Origin of the sequence: Streptomyces sp. NPDC057280, from assembly GCF_042668605.1 — a bacterium.
Lineage (GTDB): Bacteria > Actinomycetota > Actinomycetes > Streptomycetales > Streptomycetaceae > Streptomyces.
In genome coordinates this window covers 277,040-293,328 of record NZ_JBHUYR010000005.1, presented here as the reverse complement: position 1 = coordinate 293,328, position 16,289 = coordinate 277,040, and the positions used below count along the sequence as shown (strand labels likewise).

Below are 16,289 nucleotides of genomic sequence, written 5' to 3'. Positions count from 1 at the left end.
TCAATCGGCCTATGAGCCCAAGATCGCAGGTCAGATCATTGCCCCGTACGGACTCCTAAAGCGGGTGTCGCAGGTTCGAATCCTGCCGGGGGCACAGACTGAAGGGCCGGCTCAGGAGGTTTTCCTCCCGGGCCGGCCCTTGGCCGTTCGGGCGTCGTGCCGCGCGCGTGCCGGACCGTGTCAGGTCAGGAGGTACGCCTTCAGGATCGTCACCGCGTAGGTGTTGCCGGTGGTGTCGGTCAGGGTGGATGCGAGGGAGACCGAGCGGGCGTCTTCCGGGTGGGTCAGGGTGAGGGTCCTCTTGCCGTGGGTCGTGGTCACCGGGGCGGGGGACCAGGTCCTGCCGGCGTCGTAGGAGACCTTCACCGTCAGGGACTTCAGGTGGGTGGCCGCCGGGCCCTGGAGGGAGAGGGGGATCGTGATGCGGCGGCCCGCGGGGGCCGTGCCGGTCGGGGTCAGCTTCGGATGGAAGCGGACCGTGGAGAGGGGCAGCGAGCCGGAGTCGGACGGGCTGGACGTGAAGGTCCAGGCCGCTGTCAGGCGGGTCGTGGTCGTGGCCACGCCCGGCGGGCGGGTCAGGTCCGTGCGGAGCGTGTAGCGGGCCGGGGCGGGCGGGAGCTTCTCCGCGGTCTGGCAGAGGTCGCCGTCGTTGTCGAGCAGGGTGCCGCCGTCCGCGGTGACCGTGGTGCGGCGTTCGGCGACGGAGGAGGCGGGATGACCGGCCCCGTCGGCGAGGTCGGGGACGCACAGCTCCAGGGTGTCGCCGTCGCGCCGTGCGCCGTACGGGCCGCCGGTGACCGGACTGAAGACACCGACGTTGTACGTGGCCGCGTAGGTCCGGCCCGCCCGGTACGACCTCGCGCGCTCCGTGCCGTAGAAGACGTCATCCTCGTCTCCGGAGGCGTTTCGCTGGCCCAGGTTGGCCGTCCATTGGAAGCCCTTGGGCGTGGTGACGTAGATCTTCGCGGTCGTCGGCAGCGGGAAGGGGTCGCTCACCGTTCCCAGCGACAGGGTGGGGCCGCTCCACAGGACGTTGACGATGCCCTTGCGGTGGGCGGCGGACGAGCCGAAGTTCCGCTTCAGCAGGGCCAGTTCGGCCATGCGCGTGGTGTGCCGGTAGCCGGTGGGGAAGCGGTCGGGCAGGTTGTACAGCAGGTGGTAGGTGGTGCTGTCCTTCTGCCACAGGCCGCCGAGCTGCGTGCTGAGCCTCCCGGCCGGGGCGGCCGGTCCCAGGGTCGCGGTGCGCAGGTTCTTGAACGTCCCCCAGAACAGGGTGCTGTTGTGCGAACCGCTTCCGGTGCCCACGGCGACGTTGAGCTGGCCGTCCGACATCTTCGCGCCCCGCGGCGCGGTGATCCCGACCGGCTTCGCCCTGCGCGCGTCGAAGACGACCGTGGTGTCCCCGGTGACGGAGAGCCGGGGCCGGACCAGCGCGGAGGTGCCCTCGGCGCCTTCCAGCACGGTGTCCACGACGTAGTCGCCGCGCGGGACCCGCACCCGGTACACGCCCTTGGAGATCTGCTCGGAGTCCCTGAGGTTCGTGGTCCAGTACGTGCCCGAGTAGGCGAGGATCTCGGTCAGCGGCGCGCTCACGGGCCGGCCGCCGCGGTCGAGGAACTTCAGGGTGAGGTCGTGTGCCTCGGCCTCGCGTATGACACCGAAGGCGGTCCGTACGGCCGTAGGGGCGGCGGTCGTGGGGTCAGTGCCGTTCCGCGCGGTGGCGACCAGCGTGCCCGAGTAGGTGCCGTTCGCCGCCTCGACGCGGGTGTCCGCGGTGAGGTCGACGCCGGCGGTGCCGCCCGCCGGGACGGTGAGCTGTGTGGTGCTCAGCGTGAACATGCCTTCGGGGGCCGTGCTGCCTCCGGGGCCGGTCGCGCCGGCCGTCAGGTCCAGGGTGACGGGGTGGTCGCCGTCGTTGCGGTAGGTGATGTGCCGGGTGAGCGGCCGGTCGTCGGTGTGGGGCCACAGCTGCTTGCCGAAGGAGACGGAGGTCTGTTCGCTCGCCACCTCCCCCTGAAGTGCCCGGGACACGTCGAGCCGGCCCGTCCCCTGCTGGTAGCCGGTCGCGCCGGTGGTCGGGGTGGTGGACGCGGTGAGCGCCTGCTTGATCCGGGCTCCGGTCCAGTCGGGGTGCCGCTGGGCGAGGATCGCGGCCGCACCCGCGGCATGCGGCGTCGCCATCGACGTACCGGACATGGAGACGTAGCCGTCGGCCGCCGGGTCGCCCATGTGGCCGTGCGCCGCCCTCGCCGAGACGATGTCCACGCCCGGCGCCGTGAGGTCCGGTTTCAGTGCGTTGTCGGCGGTCGGGCCGGTGCTGGAGAATTCGGCGAGCCGGTCCTCGCCGTCGACGGCGCCCACGGTGAGCGCCGACTCCGCGGCCCCCGGGGAGCCGACGGTTCCGGCGTCGGGGCCCTCGTTGCCGGCCGCGGCGACGGTGAGCATGCCGGTGCTCCTAGAGAGGGCGTTCACCGCCGCCTCGACCGGGTCCTCCCCCGGGGTGTCGGTCTGGCCCAGGCTGAGGTTGGCCACCTTGGCGCCCTGCCCGGCGGCCCACTCCAGGCCGGCGATGACGGACGAGTCGGTGCCCTCGCCGTCGTCGTTCAGCACCTTCGCGTCGAGGATCTCCGCACCGGGTGCGACACCCTTGTAGCGCCCGCCGGAGCGGGCCCCCGAGCCCGCCACCGTCGCCGCGACATGCGTGCCGTGGCCGGCCTTGTCGTCGGTGCTGCCGGTGCCGCTGAAGTCCTTCGCCGCCGTCACCGCCGAGGCGAGGTCCGGGTGGGTGGTGTCGATGCCGGTGTCCAGGACGGCGACCTTGACGCCCTTGCCGTCGTATCCGGCAGCCCAGGCGGCCGGGGCGCCGATCTGAGTGACGCTGCCGCCCAATTCCCCGGCGTTCGCCCCGTCTTCGTCCGCCGGCGCCTTGAAGCGGCCGTCCAGCCAGACCCGCGCGACTCCCTTCCCCTCGGTGAGGGTCTGCCACATGTCGTCGGCCCCGGCCTTGGGCAGGGTGATGGCCGCGCCCGCCACGCTGGGCAGCTCCCGGCGCACGATGGCGTCGCTGTCCGCGACCAGTGACTTCTGGGTGCTGCCGCGCTGGGCGGACTTCCCCTCGTACGACACGATCAGCGGGAGCGTGCGGCGCCGGGAGTCGTCGTAGCCTGCGCGTATCAGGCCGCTGACGTCGAACAGCCGCATGTCCAGGACGCCTTGGCCGATCAGGGCGGCGGCGTCGGCGGGCACGACGTACTGATCGCCCCCGACGCCGCGCACGGACACCGGGACGTGCTCACGGCCCGGGGCACGCTGAACACCCGTCACCCGGCCCCGGGCGTCCAGCCGGACCCGGTCGCCGGTGAGGAGGGTGACGTACCGGCCGGCCGCGGAGGCGGAGCCGGCGGTCCGCGCGCCGAGGCTGGGGCTGCCGGGCGACGCGACGGTGGCGGTGTCCTGCGTCCGTACACCGAGGCCGGGGCTGCCGGGCGACGCGACCGTGGCGGTGTCCTGCGTCCGTACGCCCAGGCCGGATCCCGTGGCGGCCACCGAGACGCCCGTCATCAGCCCCGCCACCAGCAGGGCGGCCAGCGAGGCGCTCGTGGTTCTGTCGCGCATTCAGCTCGCCTGCCCGGGGACCTGCTGGGCGGCGTCGACGACCGCGCGCTCGGTGATCGCGCTGGTGTGCGTGACTGTACCGACCTTGAGGGGGTCGCCCGCCGTGGCCTTGACCACCACGATGCGCTCGCCGAGGAACCGCAGCGTCTTCTTGTCGAAGATCCACTCGGTGCGCTCACCGTCGTTCTCCCGCGCGATCGCGACCCCGTGCCGGCCCGTGGCGTCGACCGCGTCATCCACCGAGACGACTCCGGGGATCTTGGCCGCGGCCTTGTAGAGCGCGGCACCGACCTCGGCGGGCGGGTAGCTCTCGAACAGCAGATCGCCGATCGCGACGAAGGCGGCCTGGTCGCGCGGGACTTCGGGGTCCCGGACGGCGTCCGACTCCTGGTAGATCTTCCGCAGCAGCGCGTCGGGGTCGGTCGGCAGCCCGGCCAGGGCGTTGTAGGCGCCGCTGAACGGGACGTCGCTCTTCAGGGTGATGCCCTTGTCACCGGTCTCACCGGCCTCGATCAGCCAGCCGTCCCTGCCGTCGAGGGAGTTCCAGACCTGGCGGGAGTGCAGCTCGTTGCTGACCGCCTCGCTCTTGTCGCCGACGGTCTTGATGTAGGTGTCGGCCACCTTCGAGGCGATGTAGATGTACTGGCCCTTGCGCGGGGTGGGCGCGGAGGTGTCGGCGGCGGCCAGGGAGATGCGGTCGAGGAGCTGGGGGGCGCCCTTGGGGTCGGCGACGCCGATGCTGGTGGTCAGTGCGGGGCCGGTGGCCAGGGCGGTCTTGCCGCCGTCGGTCCCGCCGCCGGTGAGGGCGAGGCCGCCCACGACGGCGCCGGCCAGGGCGAAGGCCGCGGCGGGCAGCAGGACCGCACGGCGCAGGAACGGGTTGTAGCGCTGCACGGGCGCGCCCGGAGAGGTGGCGGACGTACGGGAGGAGGTGCGGAGGTCTTCGTGGATCCGGGCCATCATCTGCTCCTTGTGGAACTGGTGGCGGCCCGCCGGCAGATCCCGCTCGGCGGAGGGCAGCAGACTCTGCGTCTCCGTCCACTCGGCCGGGTGGGGCCGGTGGGAGGGGCTGGCGTTCATCGGTTTCCTTCCTGTGCGGACCGGACCGCGTATCCGCGATCACCTGTTATCTGCCGGTTCGTGCGGGTGGGTTCCCGTTTTTCTGCGAGCAGTTGGGCGTCGGTGAGTTTGCGCAGCCTCGCGCGGGCCCGGGAGAGGCGGGAGCGGACGGTGCCGACCGGGATGCCGAGGGCGCGGGCCGCCTCGGCGTACTCCATCCCCTCCCACAGGCACAGCGTCAGGACCTCGCGCTCGGGGCGCTTGAGCAGGCTGAGGGCGGCGAGCGTGGCGGCGATACGGCGACGGTCGTCCAGGCGTCCGGCGGTCTCCTCGGCGTGGTCCTCGACCTGTTCCTCGGCGGCGTGCGCGGCGGCCGCGGCGCTCGCCGCGTTGCGGTAGCGGCGGTTGCTGCGGTGGTGGGAGCGGGCGACGTTGGTGGCGATGCCCAGCAGCCACGGCCGCAGCGAGCCGCCTTCGGCCTCGACCGAGGCGCGGCGCCGCCACGCCTCCATGAAGGTCGTCGCCATCACGTCCTCGGCCAGCGCCCAGTCGGCGGTCAGCCGGAAGGCGTGGTTGTACACCGCGCGGGCGCACGCGTCGAAGAGTTCCGCGAAGGCGTCCGGATCTCCGTTTCGCACCCGGGTTCGCATATCTGTGGTCACGTCTTGCACTGACGTTCGGTGCGGTCGAGTTCCGGTGAGACACGTCACAGCCCTCGCACAGGCCGCCGGGGCGGTGACCGCACGCACGGGAAGAGCGCCCACGGAGGTCGTGGGCGCTCTTCGGCGTCGTACGCGGATGCCGTGCCGTTACTTCAGCTCGTCCTCGGTGAAGTAGTCGTCCTTGATGAGGACGTCGTAGTTGGACTTGTCGACGCTCGTGGGCTGGAGGAGGACGGCGGGGACGGCCTTGACGCCGTTCTTGTAGCCGACGGAGTTGTCCACCCACGGCAGCCGGTCGTTGAGGATGTCGTCGACCACGGTCACGGCCGCGTCGGCGAGCCGGCGGACGTCCTTGTAGACGGTCTGCGCCTGCTGGCCCGCGATGATCGACTTCACGGACTCGAGTTCGGCGTCCTGACCGGTGACGATCGGGAGGGGCTTGACGGCGGTGCCGTAGCCGTCGGAGTGCAGCGCGGCCAGGACGCCGCGCGAGATGCCGTCGTACGGGGAGAGGACCGCGTCGAGCCGCCGGCTGCCGTACTGGGCGAGGATCTTGCTCATGCGCTTCTCGGCGGTGGGGCCGTCCCAGCGCAGGGTGGTTATCTTGTCCAGCCCCGTCTGGCCGGAGGGGACCACCAGCTGCTTGTTGTCCAGGAACGGCTGCAGGAGCGCCATCGAACCGGCGAAGAAGTACTTGGTGTTGTTGTCGTCGGGAGAACCGGCGAACAGCTCGATGGTGAACGGGCCCTTCTTGCCGTCCTCCAGACCGAGCTTTTCGATGATGTAGTGGGCCTGCATCCGGCCGACCATCTCGTTGTCGAACGACACGTAGTAGTCGACGTTCTTGGTGCCGAGGATCAGACGGTCGTAGGCGATCACCGGGATCTTCGCGTCGGCGGCCTTCTGCAGCACGCCGTTCAGGGACCTGTTGTCGATGGCCGCGATGATCAGCGCGGAGACACCCTGCTCGATCAGTGTCTCGATCTGGGCGACCTGGGTCTTCGGGTCGTCGTTGCCGTAGACCAGCTTGGCCTTGTACCCCTTGGTCTTCAGGTCGTTGACGACGCTCTTGCCGTCGGTGAGCCAGCGATCGGAGGACCGGGTCGGCATCGCGACGCCGACGGTGGCGCCCTCGGCAGCGCTTCCCGAGCCGGCCTCGGAGGCATCGCTCTCGAGGCCGCAGGCGGACAAGGTGAGGGCCAGGGAGGCTACTCCGGCCAGCAGGGCTCTTCGATCCAACACGGTGAGGGTTCCTTGTCCTTCTCGTCGTTGAGGGGATGACGGCGTATCAGGTGTCGAGGGGGGTGTGGTGCGGGCGCCTGGGCCGAGCCCTCGCCGAGCCGCGCACCGCCGCCGAGGTCGTCGGGGTGCTGGTGCGCGGGTTCCAAGGTGGTGCACAACTGGCCGGGCAGGCCCGGAGGTGCGGGGCAGGCCGGTCCGCCGGGACGTCGCCCGAGTCGGTGCTCTGGTGCCTCGGCGCCCTGCGGGCCGCCGATCAGTGCCGGGCCGCGGCGGAGCGGAGGGGGGTCGTCAACTCCCTTGCTCCCGTTGCCGGTTGAAGTGCCGACGGGTGTGCACCCACCCGTACGTCTGACGGCGCCACGGCGTTCAGGTCACCTACGGGCCGATCCCGGCAATGCACAGGGCACGCGCCTTTCGAGCGTTCGAAATCTCGACAGATGTGCGGAATGTTGGCGTGACGTTAAGGGGAGGTGCGCATGGTGTCAACGGTGCGAACAGGGATGGTTACAGAAAGGCGTGAAAGGAGAGACCGAAACATTCGACGCCATCGATCGAAAGTTGATCTCCCTTAGCAGCCGTTTGTTTCAACCCGTCGCACTTCAGCCACCTGCGATTGTTTCGTCAACCCTGCCGAAACTGTTGACACTTGTCGGGGACAGACCAACACTGCATGCGTTGACGGGGCTCCCCCCCTCCGGCCCCCCACCGCCCTCTGCGAGGACGAGGAGGAACACGTCCATGAACGACGCACCCGCACCCAGCAACACCCCCGCACCCACCCGCCGCAACGTCTGCGCCCTGCTGCTCGGTACCGGCGCCGCGCTCGCGCTGCCGGGAGCCGTCGGCACCGCGCACGCCGCCACGGTCGTCACCACGAACCAGACCGGCTACGACAACGGCTTCTACTACTCCTTCTGGACCGACGCCCAGGGCACCGTCTCGATGACCCTGAACTCCGGTGGGAACTACAGCACTTCCTGGCGCAACACCGGCAACTTCGTGGCCGGCAAGGGCTGGGGCAACGGCTCCCGCCGGAACGTGACGTACTCGGGCAGCTTCAACCCGTCCGGCAACGCCTACCTCGCGCTCTACGGCTGGACCTCGAACCCGCTCGTCGAGTACTACATCGTCGACAACTGGGGCACCTATCGGCCCACCGGCAACTACCGGGGCACGGTCTACAGCGACGGCGGCACGTACGACATCTACCAGACCACCCGCTACAACGCCCCGTCCGTGGAAGGCAACAAGACCTTCAACCAGTACTGGAGCGTGCGCCAGCAGCGGCGCACCGGCGGCACCATCACCACCGGCAACCACTTCGACGCCTGGTCGCGCGCCGGGATGCCGCTCGGCAGCTTCAAGTACTACATGATCATGGCGACGGAGGGCTACCAGAGCAGCGGCAGCTCCAACATCACCGTGAGCGGGTGACGGGATGGGCCGCAAGGCTTGCCGTTCCGTCCGTTCCCTGTTCAGCAGATTGGCCGTCCTCGCCATGGCAGCAGCGAGCACCCTCACCGTCCAGGCCGCCGCCCCGGCGCACGCCGCCGCCTGCACCGGATACGTCGGCCTCACCTTCGACGACGGGCCGTCGAGCAACACCTCGGCCCTGCTGAACGCCCTCACCCAGAACGGGCTGCGGGCCACCATGTTCAACGAGGGCCAGTACGCCGCAGCCAATCCGTCGCTCGTGAAGGCCCAGGTCAGCGCCGGGATGTGGGTCGGGAACCACAGCTACACCCACCCCCACCTGACCTCGCTCTCCCAGGCCCAGATCGAGTCGGAGATCTCCCGCACGCAGTCGGCGATCGCCGCGGCCGGCGGTGGCACGCCGAAGCTGTTCCGGCCGCCGTACGGCGAGACCAACGCGACCGTGAAGGCGGTCGAGGCCAAGTACGGGCTGACCGAGGTCCTGTGGAACGTGGACTCGCAGGACTGGAACGGCGCCAGTACGGACGCCATCGTGGCGGCCGCCGGACGGCTCACCGACGGCCAGGTCATCCTCCTGCACGACTGGTCCGCCAACACGCTCGCCGCGATCCCGCGGATAGCGCAGGGGCTGGCGGCGCGCGGACTGTGCGCCGGGATGATCTCGCCGGCCACGGGCCGGGCCGTGGCACCGGGCGGCGGCAGCGGCAGCTCGTGCACCGCCACCCTGTCCGCCGGGTCCTCGTGGAGCGACCGGTACAACCTCAACGTCTCGGTGTCCGGGTCGAGCACCTGGACCGTGACGATGACCGTGCCCTCGCCCGCGAAGATCCTCTCCACCTGGAACATCGCCGCCAGTTACCCCAGCCCCCAGGTGCTGACGGCCAGACCGAACGGCAGCGGCAACAACTGGGGCGTCACCATCCAGCACAACGGCAACACCACCTGGCCGACGGTCACCTGCAGTACGGCCTGACGCCCGAAGGCGCGGCGACCACGCCGACGGTCGCCGCGCCTTCCTCTTTCTCCCCGGACGGCCCTAGCAGCCCATCGCCCACACATGGGCGTCGCCGCGGTCGTTGGCGACGCCGTTGTAGCCGACCTCCTGGCCCGGTGACAGGCAGATGGTCACGGCCCCGCCCGTGGACGGGAACTGGATGGCGGACTCGTAGACCTTGACGTGATCCTTGATGCCGGGGCCGGTGATGCCGTGGTTGGCCCACGACGAGTCGCTGTCGGCGATCCAGCTCTCCCACCACTCGTCGTCACCGGACGCGTTCATCCGCTGCCCGCCGAAGTTCGCGTCCGTCCAGACGCAGAAGTTGCCGCTCGGACACTCGGCCGCCGCCGCGGGCGAGGCGGTCGCAAGCCCGGTACCGGTGGCGAGCAGGGCGGCGACGAGCAGGGAGACGTACTGCTTCACAATCAGGGCCTTTCTAAAGGTGGTTGTACGACGCGCTGAGCAACGCCCGTGCCTCGGTGAGGCCGTGGGCGCGCAGCTCGCGGTAGGCGGCGCGCTCCTCGCGCGGCGCCCGGGACTTGAGGTTGTTCACGAGCGTGGCGGCTCGGAACCAGCGCCGCTGGTCGCCGTAGAGGCGGCGCTCGGCGGCGGCGAGACAGCCGTCGGTGTGCTGCCCGACGACATGGCCGCCGGGCAGTTCGAGGGTGAGCTCGGCGCGGCCGGTGCCGAACAGGGCGTGGTCCACGGCGGTGGAGGCGGGCGGCCCGCCCGGACGCGGCGGGGTGAGGCCCTGCCGGGTCAGGCAGCGGTCGGTGAGCAGGACCTGGGCCGCCTTGAGGGTGTCGTCGGGGCTGAGCGACACCGCCGGTTCACGCGGCCCGCCGCAACCGGTCGCCCACGCGGCCAGACACAGCGCGGCCAGTGCGCGCCGGGTGCGGCGGCTCATCCCGGCTGGCAGTCGGAGTGCGGGACGGCGTCGATCGCGTCGGCCTTGTCGGCCCACTCCCAGTTCTCCGAGTAGTCACCGCCGTAGACCGTGCGCTGCAGACAGCCGCCCGAGCGGGGGAAGTGCAGGACGTAGGTGGTCCGGTCGACCTGGGAGCTGAAGGACTTCGCGTTTCTGCGGACGGTGGCGTCGAGTTCGGCGTATCCGCCGCGGCCCGCGTCGTAGCACCAGCCGCCGCCCATCTCCCCCGGCTGCGGCCAGAAGCACACATGGCCCGGCAGGGCGGCGGCGGAGGCGGACGGGGTGGGGGTGAGCGCCGTGAGCGCGGCGGACAGGGCGAGGGCAAGGGTGACGGAGCGTCGCAAGGGGGACCTCTGGGGACGGCGGCTGGAGGATGCTCACGCTGCCTTCCCCGCCCTGACCTGGACAAGCGCGAGGACCACCGACGTCACCCATGACAGTGAGTAGTCATACAGGTCGGGTACGACGGTCGCGCCACGCCGCTCGTGCCGTGAGCGACGCCCCCGGCTCGGCCGCCCGGGTCCGCTCCTTCGTCAGCGCCTTGGTGACCCGGCGGGCCAGCAGCGGGTCCACCGGCAGCACATGGGAGGCGAACCAGCGGGCGGGTTCCGGGTCCGGGGCCGGGTCCACGAACTCGGCGCCCGCGTAGTCGTCGAGCGGCGGGTCGTAGAGATACCCGGAGACCACGCCGTGTCCGACGAGACGGTCCACGAGCACGTCCCGGTCGTCCACCAGCAACGGCACCCGGAAGAGCGGCAAGGGGCCGCCGTGATCACGCACCGCCGGGGAGGCCCAGGGGGTGCCCGCGAGCAGCGTGACGCCCGCCCTGCGGTGGGCGAGGCCGGTGTCCAGGCGGTTGAGGCGGAGGGTCAACTGGGCCCGTACGAAAGCCCCGTGGCGGACGCGGTAGTCGTTCAGGTCGACGCGTATCCAGGGGTCGTACGGCGGCAGGCTCGGTGCCTCGCGCGCGGCCAGGGACAGCCGCGGCGCGTGCAGGGGCATCCGGTAGGAGCCGGGGTCGCGTTCGAGCAGGCCGAGGCGTTGCATGGCCCGCCAGGTGGGGCGTACGAGATGCAGGGCCTTCACCGTCGAACGGGCCAGGGGGCGCAGGGTGACGGACAGGTCGGCGCGGAGCCGGGCCGGGGTGAGGAGGTCGTCGCGCAGGCTCTCCAGCTCCCGCCTGGTACGGGCGTCCTGGACCGCCAGGAAGCCGCCGGCCATCGCCGCCACGTGCTTGGAGAGGCTGAAGGCGGCGGCCTCGCCGAAGGTGCCCACGGGCTGCCCGGCGACATGCGTGCCGATGGCGTGGGCCGCGTCCTCGATCAGCGGGATCCCCAACTGGTCGCAGCGGCGGCGGAGTTCGCCGGCGCGGTCGGGGATGCCGTAGAGGTTCGTGGTCAGGACGGCGTCCAGGGAGCGCCAGGTGGACTCCGGTACGGCCGCCGGGTCGATGTTGCCGTCCCAGGGGGAGACCGGAGCGGTCACGGGGCGCAGGCCGGCGGCGAGGACGACGAAGAGGATCACGTCGTCGTTGACCGGGGACATCAGGACCCGGCCGCCGGGGCGGCACCAGCGCCGCAGGGCCAGGTACAGGGCCAGCCGGGCCGAGGGCGTGTAGACGCACTCCCGGCCGAGCCGCCGCGTCATCGTCGCGGCGAGCCGCGATCCGTACGGCATCGTCACCTCGTGTGTGGAGGGGCGGAGGGGTCTTACCTGACCGGTGATGACGTACGCAGGCCGCCGATCGTCTTCAGCAGGCGGTCGGCCGGATCGCGGAGCCAGGGGTGGGCGTTGACCGTGTTGCGCAGGCCGCGGACCGGCCGGCGCCACATGCGGTGGGCGGCGGCCACCGGGTGCGGGCGGACCGCGAAGCCCTCGCCGACCCGCAGTTCGCGGGTCTTGAGCCAGTCCTTGTACTCCTTGTCGCCGCGCCCCAGATCGAGCACCTGCACCCCTTCTCGCCCCGCCGCCTCGGCCATCCGCAGATGCATGAGCAGGCCCGGGGAGTAGTAGCGCAGTTCGGGGTCGTACGCCGTGAACCAGGCGGCGAAGACGGTGCGCGAGGTCGGGCCGAAGTGGGCGGCGACCGGGCGGTCACCGGCGTAGACGACGGACAGCACGCCGGTGAAGTGGTCCTCGCGGACCCGGAAGAGGTGTTCGGTGAGGTCGACGATCCAGGGGCGGGCGAACCGGTCCATACGGCCCGTGCGCCGGTACTGGGCGGACTTCCAGCGCATCAGCTGCCGCAACACCTCAGGGTCCCGCTCGTCGAAGACGAACCGCACCTCGCCGTGGTCGCGCGCGAGCCGGCGCTCCTTCTTCAGGACCGTCTTGGCCAGGCCCGGGTAGGTGGCGCGCAGCCACTCCGGGTAACTGCCCTCGGCAGCCTTCAGATCGACGACCGGCGAGGCGAACGTCCCCGTGACATAACGGCCGAAAGGCTTCTGCTCGTCGACGAGGTGATCGAACTCGAACACGGACAGCCCGCAGGCCTTCAGCAGCTCGCCGGTGTCCCAGGTGACTCCGGAACGGTGGACGAGGGCCTGGCAGTCGGAGAGCCCGAGCCCGATGGCCCGCCCGACGCCGAACGCCCCCCTCTCGTACGGAAAGAAGCCGACCGGCTCCACGCCGTCGTGCAGCACCGCGACCCGCGCCCCGCCCCGGTACCGGCCCACCCCGGCGGCGAACTCCGGGGCCAGGAAGGGGTTTCCGAAGTCGGGCGACTCGTCCATCACCCGGTGCCAGGCAGCGCGGAGCGTGCCGCTGAGCTCCTCCGGTCTGTGGATCGTGATCTGGTTTCTCATGGAGTTGCTCGTGGATCGCATGGGCGATCGCTCCCCCCAGTTCCCCCATGACGCGCCGGCCGCGTCCCGCCACTTCCTCCGCCATGTGCCCGTCGGCTCCCGTGCCCATTGTGCGGTGGGGCTCAAACGTCGCGAAACAGTACGCACGCTGTCAAGGGTGCCTGTCGTAACGGAACCGTGCGGATTGGGCTCTTCCCGCCCGGGCCTGCACCACTGCCTGTATTACTGCCGGGATGACGGCATCCTCGTAGGAGCGAGGAGAGTCATGGACGAGGGAGTGGGGGCCGGGATGGCGGACGCCGGGTTCGTGGACGGGATGACGCCCTATCTGCGGGAGGGTCTGGGGGTGCACGGGGAGCGGGTGCTGGACAGCGAGGGGGTGCCGCTCGGGAGCGGGCCGGCCGAGGTGGGGCGGCGCATCCTGTGGGCCACGCACCACCGGGCCGACGAGCGGGGGCGTCAGTCGCTGGCGGAGGCGGTGGCGGACGCGGTCGCCGAGCCGGGGAGCGCGGACGCGCTGGGGGCGCTGCGGCAGGTGATCCGGCGGGCGCTGAGCAAGGACCCCGGGCTGGAAGGGGAGTTGGCGGCACTGCTGCCTCGCGGCACGGCTGCGGTGGTCGTCGCGTCCGGGGAGCGGTCGATCGCCGCCGGGGGGAACATCGGTGTCGCGATCACCGGTGACGGGCACGGTCCCGTACGGCCATGAGCACGGAGCACGTCCCGTCTGTCGCCACAACCTCGCAGCAGCACGCCAAACCGCCCAGCTAGGCTGACCAAATGCCCAAACCACCCCCCACCACCACCCTGGGCATCGTCCCCGCCCTGGTCCGCTCCGCGTTCCTCGTCAACGCCGTCTACGCCGACTCCAGCCGCGCCTTCCACATCACCCCCCAACAGGGGCAACTCCTCTGCGTCCTCATGCCCCACCCCCAGGGCATGACCGAGCTCGGCGAAACCCTGGGCCTCGCCAAGTCGAGTCTCACCGGGCTCGTCGACCGGACCGTCCGGCGTGGCCTCGTCCGCCGCGAACCCGATCCCCGGGACAGGCGTGCCGTACGTGTGAGTCTCACCGAGCAGGGCGCCGAACTCGCCGAGGAGTTCTACGAGGAGACCTGCCGGCGCATCGACGCGCTGCCCGCCGGTCTCACCCCCGCCGAGCGCGACCGTCTCGCCGCGCTCCTCTCCCGCGTCGTCCTCGACAACAAGGTGCCGGAAGTATTCAGCGAGCCAGACCCGGCGCCGTAGCCGCCTCGGCGTCCGGCTGCCGTCGGCCCGCCACCGCCAGCGCCGACGTCACCAGCACCGACGCCCCCGCCACCATCGCCATCGCCGCCGCCGGGGACGTCACCTGCGCCAGCGAACCGGCCAGTGCCGCCGCCACGCCCTGCATGGTGAGCATCCCGGCGGAGCGCAGCCCGAGGGCGTGGCCCGCCATGTCGTCGGGGGTGAGGGACATCAGCCGCTCCTGCTGGACCAGGCTCGCGGCGAAGCCGACGTTGGACAGGCACACCGCCATCGCCGCCCACACCACGTCCGGCCGCAGCGCGAACAGCAGATACGGCGTCGCCAGCAGCAGGAGCAGCGGTGTGGCCAGGCGCCCGCGCAGGGCGGGCGGCACAAAGCGGCCCACCAGGACGTCACCCATGAACATGCCCAGCGCACCCGACGCGAACAGTGCGCCGGCCGCCTCCGGGGCGTAGGAGACGTACAGGGAGTCGCAGCCCACCACCAGGCCGTTGGGGAGCCACAGGCCGAGGTAGGTCAGGCGGCGGCCCCGCGAGGACCACAAGAACGCGTTGTTGCGCCACGTCGCTCGAACCGAGAGGCGGCCGGAGGCGCGCGGCGGACGGGCCGTCAGGCCCAGGCGGTAGCCCACCGCCTGGGTCAGGTACAGCGCGGCCGCCAGGAGCAGACAGAGCCGCGGGGACAGGAGTGCGAGCAGGGCGCCGCCCAGCGCGAAGCCCAGCACCTGCATCAGGCCCGACGCCATGTTGAACACCGAACGGCCCAGCACGAAACCGGACTTGGGCAGGATCTCGTTCAGCAGGCCGCCGGTCACCCCGCCGCCCAGCGACGCGATCAGGCCCTGGAGGACCACCACGGCGAAGACTCCCCAGACCGGGAGTCCGGGCAGCGCCAGTACCGCCGTCAGTGCCGCGAAGGCCAGGCCCGACCAGACCAGCGTCGACCTCGGGCGCAGCCGGTCGGCTCCCGAGAGCAGGAACGTGGCGCCCAGGACCTGCGCGAGCTGCGGTCCGAACATGCTCAGCGCCGACAGCAGCGGGGAGTCGGTGGCCCGGTAGACCATCGTGGCGAGGGACAGTCCGCCGATCGTCAGGGCCGCGTTGAAGGCGGCGTAGGAGAGGAAGAAGGGGGTGAACTCCGGGGTGCGGAAGAGGTCGCGATAGCTGCGCATGGAGGCAGTCAAGAAGGGACCGGGCGGCGATCGTTATTGTTTCGCGCGTCGGCGAAAGCCGCAGTGCGGCACGGGGGGGCTCATGGGGTGGTGGCAGCTCGATGCCGACACCCTTGCCCGCAGTCGGTTCGTGGTCTCGCCGTTCGCCGAGACGTTCGCGAATCTGTGGCTGCTGCGCAGAGGCACCGCCGCCCACCCCGGTGAGGAGGCGTGGCTGCGGGCGCATCTGCCGGGCTATCGCGCGTACCTCGCCGCCGACCCGGTGGCCGACGCCCTCGTGGACGCCGCGCTCCGGTCCTGGATCGCCGACTTCGTCTGCCCCACGCCGCGCGCCGGAGAGAGCTTCGAGGAGACCGCGGCCCGGGTGCGGACGGCCGCCCCCGACGCGGCCCGCGCCAACCTCCGCGTCTCCCTCGCCGGACCGCTCCCCGCGCTCCTGGAGCGGGACGACCTGCCCGAGCGGGCGACCGCGCTCCTCACCCACGTCTGGGAGGAGGCCGTGCGGCCGTACTGGGACCGTCGGCGGCGCGTCCTGGAGGCCGACGTGGTCGCGCGGACCGCGCGGGTGAGCCAGGGCGGCTGGGCGGCCGTACTGGACTCGCTGCGGCCCTGGACCCGCTGGCTCGGGGAGAGCCGGTTCCAGGTCAACCTGCACGAGTACCCGCCGCGGGAGGTCGCGTCCGGCGCCGAGCTGTCCTTCATCCCGGTGACGACGGGCAACGGCTGGGTGTCGTGGGAGGGGCGGGAGCGGTACGCCGTCGTCTACCCGTGTCTCGGTGTGCTCGCCGAGGACCACCGGCACCGGCCCGTCCCGGGCGGGCTCGGGGCGCTCGTCGGGGCCGCGCGGGCCGGGCTGCTGGTGCTGCTCGAAACGCCGATGAGCACGACCCAGCTGGTCGCGGTGACCGGCCGCGCCCTCGGCTCCGTCGGCCGCCATCTGCGCGTGCTGCTGGACGCCGGGCTGGTGGAGCGGCGGCGGGCGGGGCGGTCGGTGCTGTACGAGCGGACGGCGGCCGGGACCGTGCTCGTGGAGGCCTCCCGGAGCGAGGAGTCGCGCCACGAGGCATCCCGCACCGAAGCCTCCCGCACCGGGCCCTCACGTCGGCCCGACACTTACCGGAGCTAGCATCCG

16 protein-coding genes are annotated in these 16,289 nt (G+C 71.6%); 6 read left to right on the top strand and 10 right to left on the bottom strand.

Annotation, left to right across the window (positions count from 1 at the left end; translation table 11 throughout):
- Positions 1-180: 180 nt before the first annotated feature.
- The 4 genes from ACFUO4_RS28865 to ACFUO4_RS28850 all read right to left on the bottom strand — a co-directional run bounded on the left by ACFUO4_RS28865 (position 181) and on the right by ACFUO4_RS28850 (position 6,578).
- Complete coding sequence (locus tag ACFUO4_RS28865; RefSeq protein ID WP_383490388.1) at positions 181-3,615, bottom strand: S8 family peptidase; 3,435 nt, start codon at positions 3,613-3,615, stop codon at positions 181-183.
- Positions 3,616-4,695 carry a CU044_5270 family protein gene (locus ACFUO4_RS28860; protein ID WP_383490385.1) on the bottom strand — a complete coding sequence of 360 codons (1,080 nt, stop codon included), beginning with the start codon at positions 4,693-4,695 and terminating at the stop codon, positions 3,616-3,618.
- Entirely contained in the window at positions 4,692-5,336 is a 645-nt protein-coding gene (locus ACFUO4_RS28855; RefSeq protein ID WP_079310925.1) for an RNA polymerase sigma factor, read from the bottom strand. The genes ACFUO4_RS28860 and ACFUO4_RS28855 overlap by 4 nt, the downstream gene beginning before the upstream one ends.
- A gap of 147 nt (positions 5,337-5,483) precedes the next feature.
- Positions 5,484-6,578, bottom strand: a complete 1,095-nt coding sequence (locus tag ACFUO4_RS28850) for a substrate-binding domain-containing protein (RefSeq protein WP_383490381.1) — start codon at positions 6,576-6,578, stop codon at positions 5,484-5,486.
- A gap of 35 nt (positions 6,579-6,613) precedes the next feature.
- Here ACFUO4_RS28850 and ACFUO4_RS28845 point away from each other — a divergent pair, with 35 nt between their 5' ends.
- The 3 genes from ACFUO4_RS28845 to ACFUO4_RS28835 all read left to right on the top strand — a co-directional run bounded on the left by ACFUO4_RS28845 (position 6,614) and on the right by ACFUO4_RS28835 (position 8,985).
- Entirely contained in the window at positions 6,614-6,895 is a 282-nt protein-coding gene (locus tag ACFUO4_RS28845; RefSeq protein ID WP_383490378.1) for a hypothetical protein, read from the top strand.
- Between the two features lie 421 nt (positions 6,896-7,316).
- On the top strand, positions 7,317-8,012 hold the full coding sequence (locus ACFUO4_RS28840; protein ID WP_079310922.1) for a glycoside hydrolase family 11 protein: 696 nt from the start codon (positions 7,317-7,319) through the stop codon (positions 8,010-8,012).
- Between the two features lie 64 nt (positions 8,013-8,076).
- Complete coding sequence (locus ACFUO4_RS28835; protein ID WP_383490375.1) at positions 8,077-8,985, top strand: polysaccharide deacetylase family protein; 909 nt, start codon at positions 8,077-8,079, stop codon at positions 8,983-8,985.
- Positions 8,986-9,048: 63 nt separating this feature from the next.
- On the opposite strand, the gene ACFUO4_RS28830 is transcribed toward ACFUO4_RS28835, so the two are convergent.
- From ACFUO4_RS28830 to ACFUO4_RS28810, 5 genes are all read right to left on the bottom strand, one after another.
- Positions 9,049-9,432, bottom strand: a complete 384-nt coding sequence (locus ACFUO4_RS28830; RefSeq protein ID WP_079310920.1) for a peptidase inhibitor family I36 protein — start codon at positions 9,430-9,432, stop codon at positions 9,049-9,051.
- A 13-nt stretch (positions 9,433-9,445) separates the two neighbouring features.
- Positions 9,446-9,916 (bottom strand): hypothetical protein, encoded by a 471-nt coding sequence (locus tag ACFUO4_RS28825; protein WP_383490369.1) that lies wholly within the window; start codon positions 9,914-9,916, stop codon positions 9,446-9,448.
- Positions 9,913-10,281 (bottom strand): hypothetical protein, encoded by a 369-nt coding sequence (locus ACFUO4_RS28820; RefSeq protein WP_079310918.1) that lies wholly within the window; start codon positions 10,279-10,281, stop codon positions 9,913-9,915. The genes ACFUO4_RS28825 and ACFUO4_RS28820 overlap by 4 nt, the downstream gene beginning before the upstream one ends.
- Positions 10,282-10,384: 103 nt before the next feature.
- Entirely contained in the window at positions 10,385-11,614 is a 1,230-nt protein-coding gene (locus tag ACFUO4_RS28815) for a DegT/DnrJ/EryC1/StrS family aminotransferase (protein ID WP_383490366.1), read from the bottom strand.
- Positions 11,615-11,646: 32 nt separating this feature from the next.
- Positions 11,647-12,762, bottom strand: coding sequence for a GNAT family N-acetyltransferase (locus ACFUO4_RS28810; protein WP_383490363.1), 1,116 nt, complete (start codon positions 12,760-12,762; stop codon positions 11,647-11,649).
- 244 nt (positions 12,763-13,006) lie between these two features.
- Here ACFUO4_RS28810 and ACFUO4_RS28805 point away from each other — a divergent pair, with 244 nt between their 5' ends.
- Complete coding sequence (locus ACFUO4_RS28805; RefSeq protein WP_383490360.1) at positions 13,007-13,447, top strand: hypothetical protein; 441 nt, start codon at positions 13,007-13,009, stop codon at positions 13,445-13,447.
- A gap of 98 nt (positions 13,448-13,545) precedes the next feature.
- Complete coding sequence (locus ACFUO4_RS28800; RefSeq protein ID WP_383490745.1) at positions 13,546-13,986, top strand: MarR family winged helix-turn-helix transcriptional regulator; 441 nt, start codon at positions 13,546-13,548, stop codon at positions 13,984-13,986.
- Here the strand turns inward: ACFUO4_RS28800 and ACFUO4_RS28795 are convergent.
- Positions 13,961-15,157 carry an MFS transporter gene (locus tag ACFUO4_RS28795; protein ID WP_383490357.1) on the bottom strand — a complete coding sequence of 399 codons (1,197 nt, stop codon included), beginning with the start codon at positions 15,155-15,157 and terminating at the stop codon, positions 13,961-13,963. The two genes, ACFUO4_RS28800 and ACFUO4_RS28795, sit on opposite strands and share 26 nt — an antisense overlap.
- A gap of 82 nt (positions 15,158-15,239) precedes the next feature.
- Here ACFUO4_RS28795 and ACFUO4_RS28790 point away from each other — a divergent pair, with 82 nt between their 5' ends.
- Positions 15,240-16,283, top strand: a complete 1,044-nt coding sequence (locus ACFUO4_RS28790) for a winged helix-turn-helix domain-containing protein (RefSeq protein ID WP_383490354.1) — start codon at positions 15,240-15,242, stop codon at positions 16,281-16,283.
- The last annotated feature ends 6 nt before the right edge of the window (positions 16,284-16,289 follow it).